The organism is Arthrobacter sp. 10T419, assembly GCF_056394105.1.
The window spans coordinates 127,952-143,071 of record NZ_JBFTHF010000006.1; the positions used below are offsets into that span (position 1 = coordinate 127,952).

Here is a 15,120-nt window from a genome sequence, read left to right on the forward strand (position 1 = left end):
CGGCATAGAAGTCCCTGCTGGAACTATCTTAGCCCGGCAAAGAAGTCCGTCTCGGGCACGTCGGTGGGGACCCGGGACTGGATCAGCGAGTAGTCCTCCCACGGCCAGGTCTGCCGCTGCATTGCCGGCGTCACCGCGAAGAAGAAGCCCTCCGGATCGATCTGGGTGCGGTGCGAGCGCAGGGCGTCGTCGCGGGCCTCGAAGAAGTCCCCGCACGCGATCTGGGTGGTGGTGGGGTGCGTGGGCGCGGGCGGGGTGTGCCCTTCCGCGTCCGCCTCAAGCCAGGCCGCGAGCCGCTCGGCGTACGGCGACTGCAGGCCGGCTTCCTCGAGGGCGTAGTGCAGGGCGCGGAAGCGTTCGGGACTGAACGCACGGTCGTAGTAGAGCTTGCTGGGTGCCCAGGCTTCGCCGGTTCCGGGGTAGCGTGCCGGGTCGCCGGCGGCTTCGAAGGCCTCGACGGCGACCCGGTGCGCCATGATGTGGTCCGGGTGCGGATAGCCGCCGTTCTCGTCGTAGCTAAGGATGACCTGCGGCTTGAAGTGGCGGACCAGCCGGACCAGCGGGGCGGCGGCCCGCTCCAGCGGCAGCGTGGCGAACGAGCCGACCGGAAGCGGAGGCAGCGGGTCGCCTTCGGGCAGGCCGGAGTCGACGAAGCCCAGCCAGCGCTGGCGGATTCCGAGGACCTTGGCCGCGTTGTCCATCTCCAGCCGGCGGGCGCCCGCCATGTCCCGTTTGGGGTGCGGCGCACTCTCCATCGCCGGGTTCTGGATGTCGCCGCGGGAGCCGTCGGTGCAGGTGGCCACCATGACTTCGACGCCGGAGGCGGCGTACATGGCCATCGTCGCGGCGCCCTTGCTGGACTCGTCGTCGGGGTGCGCGTGGACGGCGAGCAGCCGAAGCTTGGCTGACGGGCTGGGGGACGCTGTCATCGTTGGACGGCTCCTCTTTCTTCTGCGGGGTCGGTGCTGCGCGGGCGGAACGGCGGTGCGGAAATTCCCCTGCCCGATCCACACTAAACTGGACTGGTGACTTCCGAGGAGCAGCCTGCCGCGCCCGCGCCGGCACCTACCAGCCTAGCCAATCGCTACGGCGGCCAAAAGCGCACACTGGGCGGCAGGACCAAGCGCAACATCCTGATCGCTGCCCTCGCGGCCGGAATCGGCTTCATGGCGTGGGTTTCGACGTCGGCCTCCACCGAATCCGTCAGCTTCAAGGACATCGGCTACAGCACGCCCGACGCCACCGTGGCCGAGGCGGATTTCCAGGTCACCAAGAATCCGGCCACGGCCGCCAACTGCGCCGTCAAGGCCCTGGATGCCAAGTTCGCCGTCGTCGGCTGGAAGGTCGTCGACGTCGGTCCCAACGCCGTCGATGCCGGCGCCGACGGCGGCCGCACCACCGTGCACCGGGTGACCATCCGCACCGAATCGCAGGCCGTGTCCGCCGTCGTGGACAACTGCTGGATTCCGGACGCCTCGAAGTAGCCGCATCCCGAAGGAATCGGGCCCGGAACCCGGGCACGGGCAGGGCTCAAGGCGTAACACAGTGTGATCTGCGCCGCAGCGGTTCTTGGGTTTATCCACAGCATTGACTACAATGGATCAATACCCCTGCCCCGCTGAGCTGGTTACTGAGATCCATAAGTGGCCACCGTGGCGGGGTCTTTGCTTGTTTGACCAGCTTGTTTGACCATCAAAAGGAGAAGTCCGTGTCGACCACCAACAGCGCAACTGCAGCTTGGCTTACCCAGGAAGCTTTTGACCGCCTGAAGGCAGAGCTGGACCACCTCTCCGGCGCCGGGCGTGCAGACATCGTTCAGAAGATCGAAGCCGCCCGCCAGGAAGGCGACCTCAAGGAGAACGGCGGCTACCACGCGGCCAAGGAAGAGCAGGGCAAGATCGAGGCCCGCATCCGCCAGCTGACCGTGCTGCTCCGCGATGCGCACGTGGGCGAGGCCGCTGCCGACGACGGCATTGTCGAGGCCGGCATGATCGTCGTGGCGAAGATCGCCGGGGACGAAGAGACCTTCCTGCTGGGCTCCCGCGAGATCGCCGGCGACTCCGAGCTGGACGTCTTCAGCGAGAAGTCCCCGCTGGGTTCCGCCATCGTCGGCCACAAGGAAGGCGACAAGCTCAGCTACACCGCCCCGAACGGCAAGGACATCACGGTGGAGATCATCTCCGCCAAGCCGTACGTCGGCTAACAGCACCAGTGCTCGACGCCGGCCCTCCCCTGCAACGGGAGGGCCGGGGTCGCCGTTTAATTACCGTATCGGCTCTAACTACCGGCGCCGGCTCAGCAGCAGGGCCGCGACGACGCCGCCGGCGGCCCCGCCCAGGTGCGCCTGCCAGGAGACGTAGCCCGCCACGATGGGCAGCATGCCGAAGAGGATGCCGCCGTAGGCCAAGAAGAGCACCAGCGAGAGCAGGATCTGGCCCCAGTGGCGGTTGAAGAAGCCCCGTACCAGCAGGAATGCGAAGAGCCCGAAGACCAGCCCGGACGCTCCCACCGTGATGTTGAACCCGCCGATCAGCCACACCGCCGCTCCCGAGCCGAGCCAGCTGGAGGCCAGCGCCGTGGCGAAGACCCGCACGCCGGACAGGAACACCAGGAACCCGAAAATGATCAGCGGCAGGGTGTTGGAGAGCAGGTGGGCCAGGTTGGCGTGCAGCAGCGGGAAGGTCAGGATGTCCAGCAGCCCGTCGGCGGAGCGCGGGCGCAGTCCGAAGGTGGCGTTCAACGAATGCATCGTCAGGGAGTTGACGATCTCGATCGCGTAGAGCAACAGCACGAAGGAGCCCACCACCAGCAGGCCCAGCCGGGCCCGGGCAGCGGGGGTATCCCGCCGCTCGGCCTTGGACGCTTCTAGCACGGCGGCCGCCTAGTGCACCACGATCGGCTGGAATCCTTCGGCCCGGAGCGCGCCAAGGACCTGCTCGCAGTGCTCGTGGCCCTTGGTTTCCAGGTTGACGGTGATGGAGACGTCGCCCATGCTGATCGAGCCGCCCACCCGGGTGTGGTCCAGCCCGGTCACGTTCGCGTCGTTTTCGGCGATGATCCGGGCGATGGTCGCGAGCGAGCCGGGCCGGTCGTCCAGCATCATCCGCACGGTCATGTAGCGGCCGGCGGCGGAGAGGCCGCGCTGGATGACCTTGAGCATGAGCATCGGATCGATGTTGCCGCCGGAGAGCACGACGGCGGTGGTCCCGGGGTTTTCGATCTTGCCTTCCATCAGGGCGGCCACGCCCACGGCGCCGGCCGGTTCGACCACCATCTTGGCCCGTTCCAGCAGGAAGATCAGCGCCCGGGCCAGCGCGTCCTCGCTGACGGTGACGACGTCGTCGACGAGCTCGCGGATGATGCTGAAGGGCAGCTGCCCCGGCCGGCCGACGGCGATGCCGTCCGCCATGGTGGAGACGCGCTTGAGCGGGACGAGGGCGTCGGCGGCGAGTGAGGGCGGGTAGGCGGCGGCGTTTTCGGCCTGCACGCCAATGATCCGGATCTCCCGGCCGAGTTCCTTGGCCCTTGCCTTCACGGCCACCGCGACGCCCGCCAGCAGGCCGCCGCCGCCGACGCCCATCAGGATGGTGTCCACGTTCGGGATCTGTTCGAGGATTTCCAGTCCCACGGTGCCCTGGCCGGCCACGACGTCGACGTCGTCGAAGGGGTGGACAAAGACGGCGCCCGATTCGTCCGCGTAGCGCTTGGCCTCGGCCAGCGCCTCGTCGACGTTGTGGCCGTGCAGCACCACCTCGGCGCCGTGGCTGCGCGTCGCGGCAAGCTTGGGCAGGGCGACGCCGAGCGGCATGTAGATGCGGGCCTTGATGCCGAGGGACTTCGCCGCGACGGCCACGCCCTGGGCGTGGTTGCCGGCCGAGGCCGCGACGACGCCGCGTTTCTTCTCCTCGGCGGAGAGCTTGGCCATCCGGACGTAGGCGCCGCGCACCTTGAAGGAACCGGCGCGCTGCAGGTTCTCGCACTTGAAGTAGACGTCGCCGCCGGCGATGCTGCCCAGCGCCCGGGAGGACTCCACCGGGGTCCGCGTTATAATCCCGTCGAGCAGCTTCTGCGCCTCCAGGACATCGTCCAACGTGACGGGCAGGCTCTCGAGGGTATTCACGAACTAGTCTCCTTTAGGGGTTCCGGCGTCGGCGCCAGGGCGGTGGACCTCCCTGAAGCCGGGTCCTGGCCGGCGCCGGCAAGGGCAGGGGCTCCCTGCGGGCTTGCGGCTGCCAGCTCTCCATCATGTTCCCACGTTCTGGCCGCAATGTACCGAATGGCCGAGTTTGCTACGGCGAGGATCGGCACAGAGAACAGGGCGCCCGGGATGCCGGCGAGGTAGGAACCCGCGGCGACGGACAGGATGACGGCGACCGGGTGGAGCGAGACGGCCTTGCCCATGACCAGGGGCTGCAGGATATGGCCTTCCAGCTGCTGGACCAGCAGCACAATACCGACCATGATGAGGGCGTTGACCAGGCCGTTGGCCACAAGGGCCAGCAGCACGGCGACGGCGCCGGTGACGAGTGCGCCGACCAGCGGGATGAACGAACCGATGAACACCAGCACGCCAAGCGGCAGGGCCAGCGGGACGCCGATGATCGCTGCTCCGACACCGATCCCCAAGGCATCCACGAAGGCCACGAACATCTGGATCCGGGTGTAGCTGACCATTGAGGTCCAGCCGCGCCGGCCGGCGCCGTTGACGGCCGGGCGGGCCTTCCGCGGCATCAGCCGGACCAGGAACCCCCAGATCCGTTCGCCTTCGAGCAGGAAGAAGATCGTGACGAACAAGGCAATCAGGAGCCCGGCGGCGAAATGCCCGGCGGTGCTGCCGAAGGTCAGCGCGCCGCTGAGGATGCTGCTGCTGTTCTTCTGCAGCGCGTCGGCTCCTTCCTTGACGTAGGTGTCGATCTGCGCGGCCGTCAGGTGCAGCGGGCCGTCGGCCAGCCAGGTCTGGACCTGTTGCAGGCCCGTAAGCGCCTGGCTCCAGAGCTCGCCGAAGCCGGCGGTGAGCTGGCGGCCGACGAGGGCGAGCGCGCCGGCGATAACCCCGATGAAGCCGAGCAGGGTGATGGCGACGGCGGCGCCGTTGGGCACCCGGCGCCTGCGCAGCCAGCGGGTGACCGGGCTGAGCAGTCCGGCCAGCAGGGCGGCGACCATCACCGGGATGATGAGGAAGCTGATTTTGCTGAGCAGCCAGACGAGCACGCCGGTGACAAGCAGGATCAGGCCGATCCGCCACGCCCACGACGCCGCAATCCGCACGCCGTAGGGGATGTCCTCGTCCAGTTCCCGGTCGCTGCGGGCCCGCGGTGCCGTCGGGGCGGCGCCCGGCACCGGGCCGGCAGGCACTCCGGCAGCTACGCCGGCGGCGGGGCCGGCAGGAGGGGCGGAAAGCCCGGGCGCGGCATATCCGGGGAGCTCGGAGTCGGGTCGTTGGGTGGCGTCCTCAGCTGGCGTCATAGCCCCATAATTCCCTAGTGCGGCGCGCAAAGGAAACGGCGCGGAACGAGCCGGGGTGTTCAGGCAAGGGTACGGCAGCGGGGCTTTGGCCGGCTAGCTGCCGAGGGAGGCAGTAATTCCCCAGCTCATCGTGAAGGACTCCCCCGCAGGCAGCCAGCCCAGGCCGTCGCCGCTGTTGAAGGCGTTGGCCGGTCCGGTCATGGGCTCAAGCGCCACGGCCGTGGTCCGGCCCGGGAACTTGCCGGTGACGAAGACGTGGACGTAGCGGCAGTGCTCGTCCTGCCAGAGGCTTACGCTGCGGCCGTCGGCGGCGCGCAGTGTGCTGCGTGCCAGGCCGCCGTCGAAGTCCAGGTCCGTGTACGCGCAGTCCAGGTCGAGGTCCCCGGCGAGCCGGCCTGCCCGGAGGTCGAAGTCGCCGGCGACCGGCTCGGTGCTGCGCGGAATCAGGCGCTCGTCGGTCACCAGCCGGGTGCGGCCGCTGACGGTCACGGTGAGTTCTTCGCTCGGCACCTCCCCCAGCCGCAGGTACGGGTGCGCGCCGAGGACGAAGGGGGCCGGCTCCTGCGAATCGTTGATCAGCGTCTGGCGGACGGTGAGCCCCAGGTCCTCCTCCAGTTCGTAGCGCACCCGGTGCCGCAGCAGGAACGGGTAGCCGTGCTGCGGAAACACAGCCGCCTCAAGGGTCACGGAGAATTCCGATTCCTCCACCAACTCGTAGGAGGCGTTCCGCAGCAGCCCGTGGCTGGCGTTGTTTCTGGCCACCTCGGTGATATCGAGCTGCTGTTTCTTCCCGTTGAGGTACCAGATGCCGTCTTCCACGCGGTTTGCCCACGGCGCCAGCGTGATCCCGGTGGCGCCGGGCGGGATGTCGGCGTCGCCGTAGCTCTCGGTCAGTTGGGTGCCCGCACGGCTGTAGAGCCGCAGGCCGGCCGCGAGTTCGGTCACCACGGCCAGGGCGTCGCCCCGGCGCAGTTCGTATTGCCTGCCGCTCGCGTAGCGCCGGGTGGAGGAGCCCGGTCCGCCTGCGGCGGAAATTGCGGCAGCGGAAACTGCGGCGGCGGAAGGGTGTGGGGAGGCCGGGGAAGCAGGGAGGTCCATGGGCACCACGGTACCGAACCGTGCGCCCGCCCGTACACGGCGGGGCTTTGCCGGAAAGTCGTGAAGTCTGATCGAATGATGGAATGCGCGCCAACAGCATCACCCAAGGCACCCTCGCCGACGGCCGGGAGCTCTATTACTTCGATGATGCCGCCGGGGAGGCAGCCGCCGATTCAGGCACGCGGCGGCGTCGGCCGCGGGCCCACGACGACCGCCGGGAGCTGGACGGACGGGCCGCCGCCGGCGAGCTGCGCTTCGACGCGCTGACCGGCGAATGGGTGGCGATCGCCGCGCACCGCCAGTCCCGGACGCACCTTCCGCCGGCCGATGAGTGCCCGCTGTGTCCGAGCACCTCGGCCAACCCCTCGGAAATCCCGGCGCCGGACTACGACGTCGTCGTCTTCGAAAACCGCTTCCCCTCGCTGGGCCCCGACCTCGGCCAGCTCCCGGCGCAGCCGGCATGGGGAACCAGCGTGCCGGCGTACGGGCGCTGCGAGGTGGTCTCCTTCACCCCGGACCATACCGGTTCCTTCGGCGGCCTCGGCGAGGTGCGTGCCCGTACCGTGGTGGAGGCCTGGGCCGTCCGCACTGCGGCGCTCAGCGCGCTGCCCGGGATCCGGCAGGTGTTCCCGTTCGAGAACCGCGGCGCGGAAATCGGTGTCACGCTGCACCACCCGCACGGCCAGATCTACGCCTACCCCTACCTGCCGCCGCGCGCGGCCGTGCTGGCCGTCGCCGCGCGGAAACATTACGACGACGCCGGGGGCCGGGACACGCTCACCGGATCGCTGCTGCGCGCCGAGCGCACGGACGGCAGCCGGATGGTCCTCGAGGGCCGGCATTTCAGCGCCTACGTGCCCTTCGCCGCCCGCTGGCCGCTGGAAGTCCACCTCGTCCCGCATCGGCAGGTCCCCGACCTCGCCGCCCTCGACGGCGACGAGAGGGACGAACTCGCACAGCTGTACCTGGACCTACTGCGGCGCCTGGATGCCCTCTACCCCACCCCCACCCCGTACATCGCCGCGTGGCAGCAGGCGCCGCTGGACAGTGTGCTACGCCCCGCCGGCTACCTGCACCTGCAACTGACCTCGCCCCGCCGCGCCGCGGACAAGCTCAAGTACCTGGCCGGCTCGGAGGCAGCGATGGGGGCATTCATCAACGACACCACGCCGGAGGCCGTCGCGGCCCGGCTGCGCGACGCAGCCGCCACGAGTTACCCAGTCCCCACGGAAAGCAGCACCCTATGAACCCCCCGCCGGGCACCAAGGAACTTCGGTCGCGGTTCAAGGAGGTCTTCGGGGCCGCCCCGGACGGCGTTTGGCAGGCCCCGGGGCGGGTCAACCTGATCGGCGAACACACGGATTACAACGAGGGGTTCGTGCTGCCGTTCGCCATCGACCGGACCGCCCGGGTGGCCGTCCGGCTCCGGCCCGACTCCACGCTGCGGATGCTGTCCACGTTCGGAAACCAAGGGCTGACGACGGCGGACGCTTGCGTCCTGGACCCGGCCACGGCCAGGGGCTGGACCAAGTATCCGCTCGGCGTGCTCTGGGCCCTCGAGCAGCGCGGTCTCGCCGTCCCCGGACTGGACCTGCTCCTGGACTCCGACGTGCCGCGGGGAGCCGGGCTGTCCTCCTCGCATGCCATCGAATGCGCCATCATCCTGGCCGTCAACGAGCTGACCGGCGCAGGGCTCAGCGTGGAGGACATGGTCCTGGCCACCCAGCGCGCGGAGAACGACTTTGTCGGAGCCCCCACCGGGATCATGGACCAGTCGGCCTCGCTCCGGGGCGCCGCGGGCCGTGCAGTGTTCCTCGACTGCCGGGACCAGAGCGTCCGGCTGGTGCCGTTCGACGCCGAGGCAGCCGGCCTGGTGCTGCTGGTGATCGACACGAAGGTCTCGCACTCGCATGCCGGCGGTGGCTACGCGGCCCGGCGCGCGTCCTGCGAGCTGGCCGCCGATGTGCTCGGCGTCCGGGCGCTGCGCGACGTCGGGGTCGGGGATCTCGAGGAGGCTGCCGGGCTGCTGGACACGGAAACGTTCCACCGGGTCCGCCACGTCGTCACCGAGAACGACCGCGTGCTGCAGACGGTGGAACGCCTCGAGGGCGAAGGGCCGCAGGCCATCGGCGCGCTGCTGGACGCCTCGCACGCCTCGATGCGGGACGATTTCGAAATTTCCTGCCCCGAATTGGACCTCGCGGTGGACACAGCCCGCGCCGGCGGCGCCATCGGCGCCCGGATGACCGGCGGCGGCTTCGGCGGAGCCGCGATCGCCCTTAGCCCGGCAGGCGCGGAGCAGCGGGTGCGTTCCGACGTCGGGCGGGCCTTCGCGCGCGCCGGCTACGCCGCCCCGGACGTCTTCCGCGTCCGCCCCGCGGCGGGAGCCCGCAAGCTGGACTGAAGCCGGCCTGAGGCTGGCCCGAGGGGGAAGGCACGAAGCGGGCCCCGCCATCCGGCGGGGCCCGCTTCGTAAGTCGTGCTGTTGTGCGGCTGCCGGCTAGTCGTCGCCGCGCAGGATGGCCAGCAGGCGGATGATCTCGACGTAGAGCCAGACGAGGGTGACCGTGAGGCCGAACGCCGCGGTCCAGGAGAAGCGCTGCGGGGCGCCGCTGCGGACGCCGGCTTCGATGCTGGTGAAGTCCATGATCAGGGAGAACGCGGCGAGGCCGATCGCGAGCAGGCCGATGAAGACACCCAGCGGGATACCGAAGAGCTCCACCTGGGTACGCAGGCCGAACGGGGTCTGCACGGCGCCGGTCCACATCATGACCATGTTGACGAGCGCGAAGACGGCGTAGCCGATCATCGCGATCATGAAGAAGCGCATGGCCCGGGGCGTCGCGCGGACCTTGCCGCTCTTGAACAACACCAGGGTCACGGCGAAGACGGAGAGCGTCCCGATCACGGCCTGGAGGCCGACGCCGGGGAACATCCCGTCGAGGATCCGGGTCAGGCCGCCGAGGAACAGGCCCTCAAGGGCTGCGTAGGCCAGGATCAGCGCCGGCGAGGGCTGCTTCTTGAAGGTGTTGACGAGGGCCAGGACAAAGCCGCCCAGCGCGCCGACAATCATCAGCATCGAGGCGAGGCCCTGCGCCACCACAAGGGTGACGGCCGCGCCGGCGATCACGGCGGCGAGGCAGGCCGCCGTCTTCATGATGACGTCATCGAAGGTCATGCGGCCGCTGTCGGCCGGTCCGGCCGCCGGGCGGTTGTACATGTCCTGCAGCTGGTCGCTGCTCATCGCCTGCTGCGACGGGTTCCAGCCGGCCTGTGCCTGGCCGAACTGGCCCTGGCCATACGGGTTCTGGCCGTACTGGTTCTGGCCGTAGCCCTGCCCGTACGGCGCTTGCGGGGCAGGCGGTGCCTGGGTGGCTCCACGGAAGTTCTTTCCGTTGAAGATCGGGTTTCCGCCAAGTGCCATTGCTGGTGTCCTCCAAATTAAGGGGGTAGGTGATGATCGGTGGTGAGGATCGTTATGACTCACGCTACCAATTCCCACGCCCGGCAGGCAGGGATAGTTCCCTTCGGGTTCCCGCCGCAACAAAACCGTGATCTGGTGCGGCCCGCCCCCGCCCTGCTTCCGCCCCGGTGAAGCGCTTCTTCTCCGAATGTTTAGGAATCCTCGGGAACAACAAAAGTTTTCTTTAGCTTGACTAAATCCTGCTGGGACGCCGGCTTCACGGTTGTTACGCGATCGCGACGTTCTGCCTGCTCGCAGCGGCATTAGTTGACCCGCCCGGCCTGTAACATTGGCCCAACAGGGTGACGAACATCACAAGCAAGGACCGCTCCATCGCATCGAAGTATCCGCTCTACCCTCGTCCCCTGACCGTTCGCAGCGGTTGCAATGGCGCAACCCAGACCACCCCCATGTGGAGGTTTTCAATTTGAGAAGCACACCGAGAGGCCTGTCGCAGAGACGGCGCGGCAGAATGCTGAAAGCTGTGGGGGCCCTTTTCGCCGCCGTGGCCGCCCTTCTGCTCGTCGTCGCCCCGGCATCCCAGGCCGCGACCCCCTCGCCGACACCATCCCCGTCGAGCACCTCGTTCCAAAACAGCATCAGCGGCTTCCTCCGCGGTGATGACCGCGCCCCGCTCGCCGGTGTCAGCATCACCGCTAAGAGCGGCGACTTTACCGGAACAACCAAATCGGGTCCCAACGGTTCCTGGACCATCGGCGTCCCCACCCAAGGGACCTACGAGGTCGAACTGGACGTGAAAACCCTGCCCCAGGGCATCAAGCTCGCCGAGGGCCAGGAAAACCCCCGCAAGGTCAGCTTCAGCCAGACCTCCAACCTCTCGGTGATCTTCGCCTTCGGCAAGGGCATCGTCGTCCAGGAGCAGGACTTCGGCCAGAACCTGCTGAACCGGCTCGTGGCGGGCCTGAGCTTCGGCCTGCTGCTCGCGCTCGCGTCGGTCGGACTGTCGCTGATCTTCGGTACCACCGGCCTGACCAACTTCGCGCACGGCGAGATGGTCACGCTCGGCGCCGTGCTGGTGTTCGGCTTCAATGCCATGAACCTGCCGTTCTGGCTCTCCATCATCCTCGCGCTCCTCGGCGGCGGTCTGTTCGGCTACGTCCAGGACGCCGGGCTGTGGAAGCCGCTGCGGCGCCGCGGCACCGGCCTGGTCCCGATGATGATTGTCAGCATCGGCCTCGCCCTCGCCGTCCGCTACGTGATCCAGTTCTACTTCGGCGGCGCCACCCAGCAGCTGCCCTTCGCCCAGAGCGCGGAAATCCAGATCGGGCCGGTCTCCATCTCGCCGAACAACCTCTGGTCCCTGCTCATCAGCGTCGTTGTCATCGCCGTCCTCGGCGTCGTACTGCTCAAGACCCGGCTGGGCAAGGCCACCCGCGCAGTGGCCGACAACCCGGCACTGGCGGCGGCCTCCGGCATCGACGTCGACGGCGTCATCCGGATTGTCTGGGTCACCGGCGGCATGCTGGCCTCCCTCGGCGGCATTCTCTGGGCGTACTACCGTCCCGGCGTCACCTTCGACATGGGTTCGCAGATCCTGCTGCTCATCTTCGCCGGCGTGACCCTCGGCGGCCTCGGAACAGTCTGGGGCGCCCTCTTCGGTTCCATCATCGTCGGCATCTTCGTGGAGCTGACCACCGTGTTCGGCCTCGCCGCCGACCTCAAATACGTGGGAGCACTGTTCATCATGATCGTTGTCCTCTTGTTCCGGCCTCAGGGCATCCTGGGCCGCCGCGAGCGCGTGGGTTAGGAGACAGACATGGACTTCGGATTTATTCTTTCCAGCGCTGCCGGTGAACTGTTCAGCCCGACGACGGCGGCTTACGCGCTTGCCGCGCTCGGCCTGGCCGTCCACTTCGGCTACTCGGGCCTGCTGAACTTCGGCCAGGCCGGCTTCATGGCGGTGGGAGCCTACGGCTTCGCCATCTCCACCCTGACGTTCCACGTGCCGTTCTTCGTGGGCCTGCTGATCGCCGTCGTCTGCTCGGCGATCTTCGCCTTGCTGCTCGGCATCCCCACACTTCGGCTGCGGGCCGACTACCTCGCCATCGTGACGATCGCGGCCGCGGAAATCGTCCGCTACATCGTCACCACGAACCAGCTCACCTCGCTGACCGGTTCCGCCAACGGCCTGGCCGCCTTCGAAGGCGACTTCTACGCCATGAACCCGTTCCCCGAAGGGTCCTACTTCGGGATGAACAACCGCGACTTCTTCATCCGCGTCGTCGGCTGGGCCTTGGTGATCGTCTGCTGCCTGCTGGTCTGGCTGCTCATGCGCAGCCCCTGGGGCCGCGTCCTCAAGGGCATCCGTGAAGACGAGAATGCCGTCCGCTCGCTCGGCAAGAACGTCTACTCCTACAAGATGCAGGCCCTCGTCATCGGCGGCGTGCTCGGAGCCCTCGCGGGCATGGTCTTCACCCTCCCCCGCGGTGCGGTGCAGCCGGCCAACTACGGCACCGAGCTGACGTTCTTCCTCTACACCTGCCTGCTGCTCGGCGGCCTCGGCACCGTGCTGGGACCCGTCGTCGGGGCGATGATCTTCTGGGTCGTGCTGTCGCTCACCCAGGGCGTGCTGTACGGCTTGATCGAATCGGGCGCGGTCACGTGGCTGAACACGGTCCAGGCCGGCCAGCTGCGTTACATCCTGGTCGGCATCGCGCTGATGCTGCTGATGATCTTCAGGCCTCAGGGCGTCTTCGGCAATAAGAAGGAGCTGGCGTTCGCATGAGCATGCACAGCGAAGAACCAAAGCCCGGCCTCGGGTCCACCGAGACCGCGGAGGGCATCGACTACATGACGGACACGCGTCCGATTGCGGCCGGCGAGATTGCTCCCGGCTGCAAGAAGCGGGACCCGATTGTGGTGGCGGAAAACGTCACCCGCAGCTTCGGCGGCATCGACGCCGTCGACGTCGAATACCTCGAGATCCCGCGGCACAAGATCACGGCCCTGATCGGCCCCAACGGTGCCGGCAAGACCACCCTGTTCAACCTGTTGACGGGCTTCGATACGCCGAACACGGGCAAATGGCAGTTCGAAGGAAACAGCCTGGCCGGCGTCTCCTCCTACAAGGTGGCCCGCATGGGCATGGTCCGCACCTTCCAGCTGACCAAGGTCATGGGCAAGCTCACCGTCATGGAGAACATGCGGCTGGGCGCTTCACACCAATCCGGTGAGAAGCTCTCAAAGGCCCTGTTCAAGGGGATCTGGGGCGGCCAGGAAAAGAAGATCACCGAAGAAGCCAACGTGCTGCTGGAGAAGTTCAAACTCGACGCCAAGAAGGACGACTACGCGGCGTCCCTCTCCGGCGGCCAGCGCAAGCTCCTCGAAATGGCCCGTTCGCTGATGGTTCGTCCGAAGCTCGTGATGCTGGACGAACCGATGGCAGGCGTCAACCCGGCGCTCACCCAGTCCCTGCTGGACCACATCAAGAACCTCAAGGCCGAGGGCATGACCGTGTTGTTTGTCGAGCACGACATGCACATGGTCCGCCACATCGCCGACTGGGTCGTGGTGATGGCCGAGGGGAAGATCGTGGCCGAGGGGCCGCCCGCTGAGGTCATGAAGAACCCCGCCGTGATTGACGCCTACCTGGGCGCCCACCACGACGTGGATCTTGGCGATTCGGAAGGCATCAAGGTGCTGGCAGCCGAACTCGAGGCGGACGAGGAATCAATCGTCGGCACCGAGAACGCGGGCATCATCTCCGCCGACGTGCTCGTGACGGAGGCGCCCGGGCACGACACCGCCAGCGGTGCGGCGCACGGCCGGCGCAGCGCCGAGGAACCGGGCCTCGGCGAGCCGAACCGGACAGAGCCGAACCGCGTTGAGCCGAACCGGACAGAGAAGGACACAGAATGAGCGCCACGAGTGCGGCCACCGCCGCGACTAACGCATACGAGGGCGATTCGGTCGTCAAGGTCACCGACCTGGTGGCCGGTTACATCCCGGGCGTCAACATCCTCAACGGCTGCAGCATCGAGGCCCGCAAGGGTGAGTTGATTGGCATCATCGGTCCCAACGGCGCCGGCAAGTCGACCCTGCTGAAGGCCATGTTCGGCCTCGTCAAGGTCCACTCCGGCTCCGTGGTGGTCCGCGGCCAGGACATCACCGGGCTGAAGGCCAACAAGCTGGTCAGCCGGGGCGTTGGGTTTGTCCCGCAGACTAACAACGTGTTCGCGGCCCTGACCATCGAAGAGAACCTCCAGATGGGCATGTTCCAGCGCCCTAAGGACTTCGCCAAGCGGTTCGACTTCGTCGCGGAGCTGTTCCCGGAGCTGGCCAAGCGCCGGGCCCAGCGCGCCGGCTCGCTCTCCGGCGGTGAGCGCCAGATGGTCGCCATGGGACGGGCCCTGATGATGGACCCGGCCGTGCTGCTGCTCGACGAGCCCTCGGCAGGCCTCTCCCCCGTCAAGCAGGACGAAACCTTCCTGCGGGTGCACGAGATCAACCGGGCCGGCGTCTCCGTGATCATGGTGGAGCAGAACGCGCGCCGCTGCCTGCAGATCTGCGACCGCGGCTACGTCCTGGACCAGGGCAAGGACGCGTACACGGGAACCGGCCGGGAACTCATGAAGGATCCCAAGGTCATCCAGCTGTACCTGGGCACCTTGGCGGACACGGTCGACTAGTCCGGCCATCGCTGTCCAGAAGGGCCGTCACCAGCCGGTGGCGGCCCTTCTGCATGCCCGGCGCGTGTCCGGTTCCCGTGGGTGCCGTCCCGGGCGCCCAGGGTCCCCGCAGGGCTCCGGCGACAGCCACTTGCTCGGCGCCTGCCCCCGTCACCCTCTGCGTGACTCTCGCCGAACGCTCTGCGGCACCCAAGCCAGGTTTCCGCGGCGGTTCCGGACAGACGCAGCCCGGATCCGAGCAGCCTTTGTCCGATTCCGTAGCCTCCATCCGTTGCTTTAGCCCCGGCGGCCACAGCGCGCCGTCGGAACCCCTCCCCGGCTATGCGACGGCGTCACGCGCAGCAGAGTCTTGGGCCTCCACCCGGCGGGTTGGGCTGGTTCTGCGGGGTCGAACTGAACGGGCGGCCCGAAGGACTGACCTGCGTGACGCCTAGGCCCGGTCGC

General features: G+C 68.0%; 13 protein-coding genes and 1 pseudogene. 8 read left to right on the forward strand and 6 right to left on the reverse strand.

Features of this window, described 5'->3' with window-relative positions; translation table 11 throughout:
* Nucleotides 1-23: 23 nt before the first annotated feature.
* Nucleotides 24-929: a mycothiol conjugate amidase Mca gene (gene mca, locus AC1DBD_RS11855; protein WP_476982172.1), complete on the reverse strand. Its 906-nt coding sequence runs from the start codon at nt 927-929 to the stop codon at nt 24-26.
* Between the two features lie 96 nt (nt 930-1,025).
* Between mca and AC1DBD_RS11860 the strand changes: the two genes are divergently transcribed.
* Nucleotides 1,026-1,484, forward strand: a complete 459-nt coding sequence (locus AC1DBD_RS11860; RefSeq protein WP_476982173.1) for a DUF4307 domain-containing protein — start codon at nt 1,026-1,028, stop codon at nt 1,482-1,484.
* A gap of 224 nt (nt 1,485-1,708) precedes the next feature.
* A complete protein-coding gene (greA, locus tag AC1DBD_RS11865) occupies nt 1,709-2,203 on the forward strand; it encodes a transcription elongation factor GreA (RefSeq protein ID WP_138769984.1) in 495 nt (164 codons plus the stop codon).
* 78 nt (nt 2,204-2,281) lie between these two features.
* On the opposite strand, the gene AC1DBD_RS11870 is transcribed toward greA, so the two are convergent.
* From AC1DBD_RS11870 to AC1DBD_RS11885, 4 genes and pseudogenes are all read right to left on the reverse strand, one after another.
* Nucleotides 2,282-2,872, reverse strand: a complete 591-nt coding sequence (locus AC1DBD_RS11870) for a rhomboid family intramembrane serine protease (protein WP_441418488.1) — start codon at nt 2,870-2,872, stop codon at nt 2,282-2,284.
* A gap of 9 nt (nt 2,873-2,881) precedes the next feature.
* Nucleotides 2,882-4,120 (reverse strand): threonine ammonia-lyase, encoded by a 1,239-nt coding sequence (gene ilvA / locus AC1DBD_RS11875; RefSeq protein ID WP_441418489.1) that lies wholly within the window; start codon nt 4,118-4,120, stop codon nt 2,882-2,884.
* 3 nt (nt 4,121-4,123) lie between these two features.
* A pseudogene (locus tag AC1DBD_RS11880) lies at nt 4,124-5,466 on the reverse strand (AI-2E family transporter).
* A 93-nt stretch (nt 5,467-5,559) separates the two neighbouring features.
* Nucleotides 5,560-6,564 (reverse strand): aldose 1-epimerase family protein, encoded by a 1,005-nt coding sequence (locus AC1DBD_RS11885; RefSeq protein ID WP_476982174.1) that lies wholly within the window; start codon nt 6,562-6,564, stop codon nt 5,560-5,562.
* Nucleotides 6,565-6,647: 83 nt separating this feature from the next.
* Here AC1DBD_RS11885 and galT point away from each other — a divergent pair, with 83 nt between their 5' ends.
* Entirely contained in the window at nt 6,648-7,811 is a 1,164-nt protein-coding gene (gene galT / locus AC1DBD_RS11890; protein WP_476909359.1) for a galactose-1-phosphate uridylyltransferase, read from the forward strand.
* The gene (gene galK, locus AC1DBD_RS11895; protein WP_476982175.1) at nt 7,808-8,968 is read left to right on the forward strand and encodes a galactokinase; all 1,161 of its coding nucleotides are present in this window, start codon (nt 7,808-7,810) and stop codon (nt 8,966-8,968) included. Before galT ends, galK begins: the two co-directional genes overlap by 4 nt.
* 96 nt (nt 8,969-9,064) lie before the next feature.
* On the opposite strand, the gene AC1DBD_RS11900 is transcribed toward galK, so the two are convergent.
* Complete coding sequence (locus AC1DBD_RS11900) at nt 9,065-9,988, reverse strand: Bax inhibitor-1/YccA family protein (protein WP_476982176.1); 924 nt, start codon at nt 9,986-9,988, stop codon at nt 9,065-9,067.
* Nucleotides 9,989-10,499: 511 nt separating this feature from the next.
* Between AC1DBD_RS11900 and AC1DBD_RS11905 the strand changes: the two genes are divergently transcribed.
* Genes AC1DBD_RS11905 through AC1DBD_RS11920 form a run of 4 tightly spaced genes read left to right on the forward strand, consistent with a single transcriptional unit; the run spans nt 10,500 to nt 14,676 of the window.
* On the forward strand, nt 10,500-11,795 hold the full coding sequence (locus tag AC1DBD_RS11905; protein ID WP_476982177.1) for a branched-chain amino acid ABC transporter permease: 1,296 nt from the start codon (nt 10,500-10,502) through the stop codon (nt 11,793-11,795).
* A gap of 9 nt (nt 11,796-11,804) precedes the next feature.
* Complete coding sequence (locus AC1DBD_RS11910; RefSeq protein WP_476893262.1) at nt 11,805-12,773, forward strand: branched-chain amino acid ABC transporter permease; 969 nt, start codon at nt 11,805-11,807, stop codon at nt 12,771-12,773.
* Nucleotides 12,770-13,906, forward strand: coding sequence for an ABC transporter ATP-binding protein (locus AC1DBD_RS11915; protein ID WP_476982178.1), 1,137 nt, complete (start codon nt 12,770-12,772; stop codon nt 13,904-13,906). Before AC1DBD_RS11910 ends, AC1DBD_RS11915 begins: the two co-directional genes overlap by 4 nt.
* Nucleotides 13,903-14,676: an ABC transporter ATP-binding protein gene (locus tag AC1DBD_RS11920; protein WP_476909364.1), complete on the forward strand. Its 774-nt coding sequence runs from the start codon at nt 13,903-13,905 to the stop codon at nt 14,674-14,676. The genes AC1DBD_RS11915 and AC1DBD_RS11920 overlap by 4 nt, the downstream gene beginning before the upstream one ends.
* The last annotated feature ends 444 nt before the right edge of the window (nt 14,677-15,120 follow it).

Excerpts from the sequence above, each read along its gene's own strand:
- mca (WP_476982172.1), bottom strand. The coding sequence starts at position 929 with ATGACAGCGTCCCCCAGCCCGTCAGCCAAGCTTCGGCTGCTCGCCGTC.
- AC1DBD_RS11905 (WP_476982177.1), top strand. The coding sequence starts at position 10,500 with ATGCTGAAAGCTGTGGGGGCCCTTTTCGCCGCCGTGGCCGCCCTTCTG.
- AC1DBD_RS11900 (WP_476982176.1), bottom strand. The coding sequence starts at position 9,988 with ATGGCACTTGGCGGAAACCCGATCTTCAACGGAAAGAACTTCCGTGGA.
- AC1DBD_RS11920 (WP_476909364.1), top strand. The coding sequence starts at position 13,903 with ATGAGCGCCACGAGTGCGGCCACCGCCGCGACTAACGCATACGAGGGC.
- galK (WP_476982175.1), top strand. The coding sequence starts at position 7,808 with ATGAACCCCCCGCCGGGCACCAAGGAACTTCGGTCGCGGTTCAAGGAG.
- AC1DBD_RS11885 (WP_476982174.1), bottom strand. The coding sequence starts at position 6,564 with ATGGACCTCCCTGCTTCCCCGGCCTCCCCACACCCTTCCGCCGCCGCA.
- AC1DBD_RS11915 (WP_476982178.1), top strand. The coding sequence starts at position 12,770 with ATGAGCATGCACAGCGAAGAACCAAAGCCCGGCCTCGGGTCCACCGAG.
- AC1DBD_RS11910 (WP_476893262.1), top strand. The coding sequence starts at position 11,805 with ATGGACTTCGGATTTATTCTTTCCAGCGCTGCCGGTGAACTGTTCAGC.
- galT (WP_476909359.1), top strand. The coding sequence starts at position 6,648 with ATGCGCGCCAACAGCATCACCCAAGGCACCCTCGCCGACGGCCGGGAG.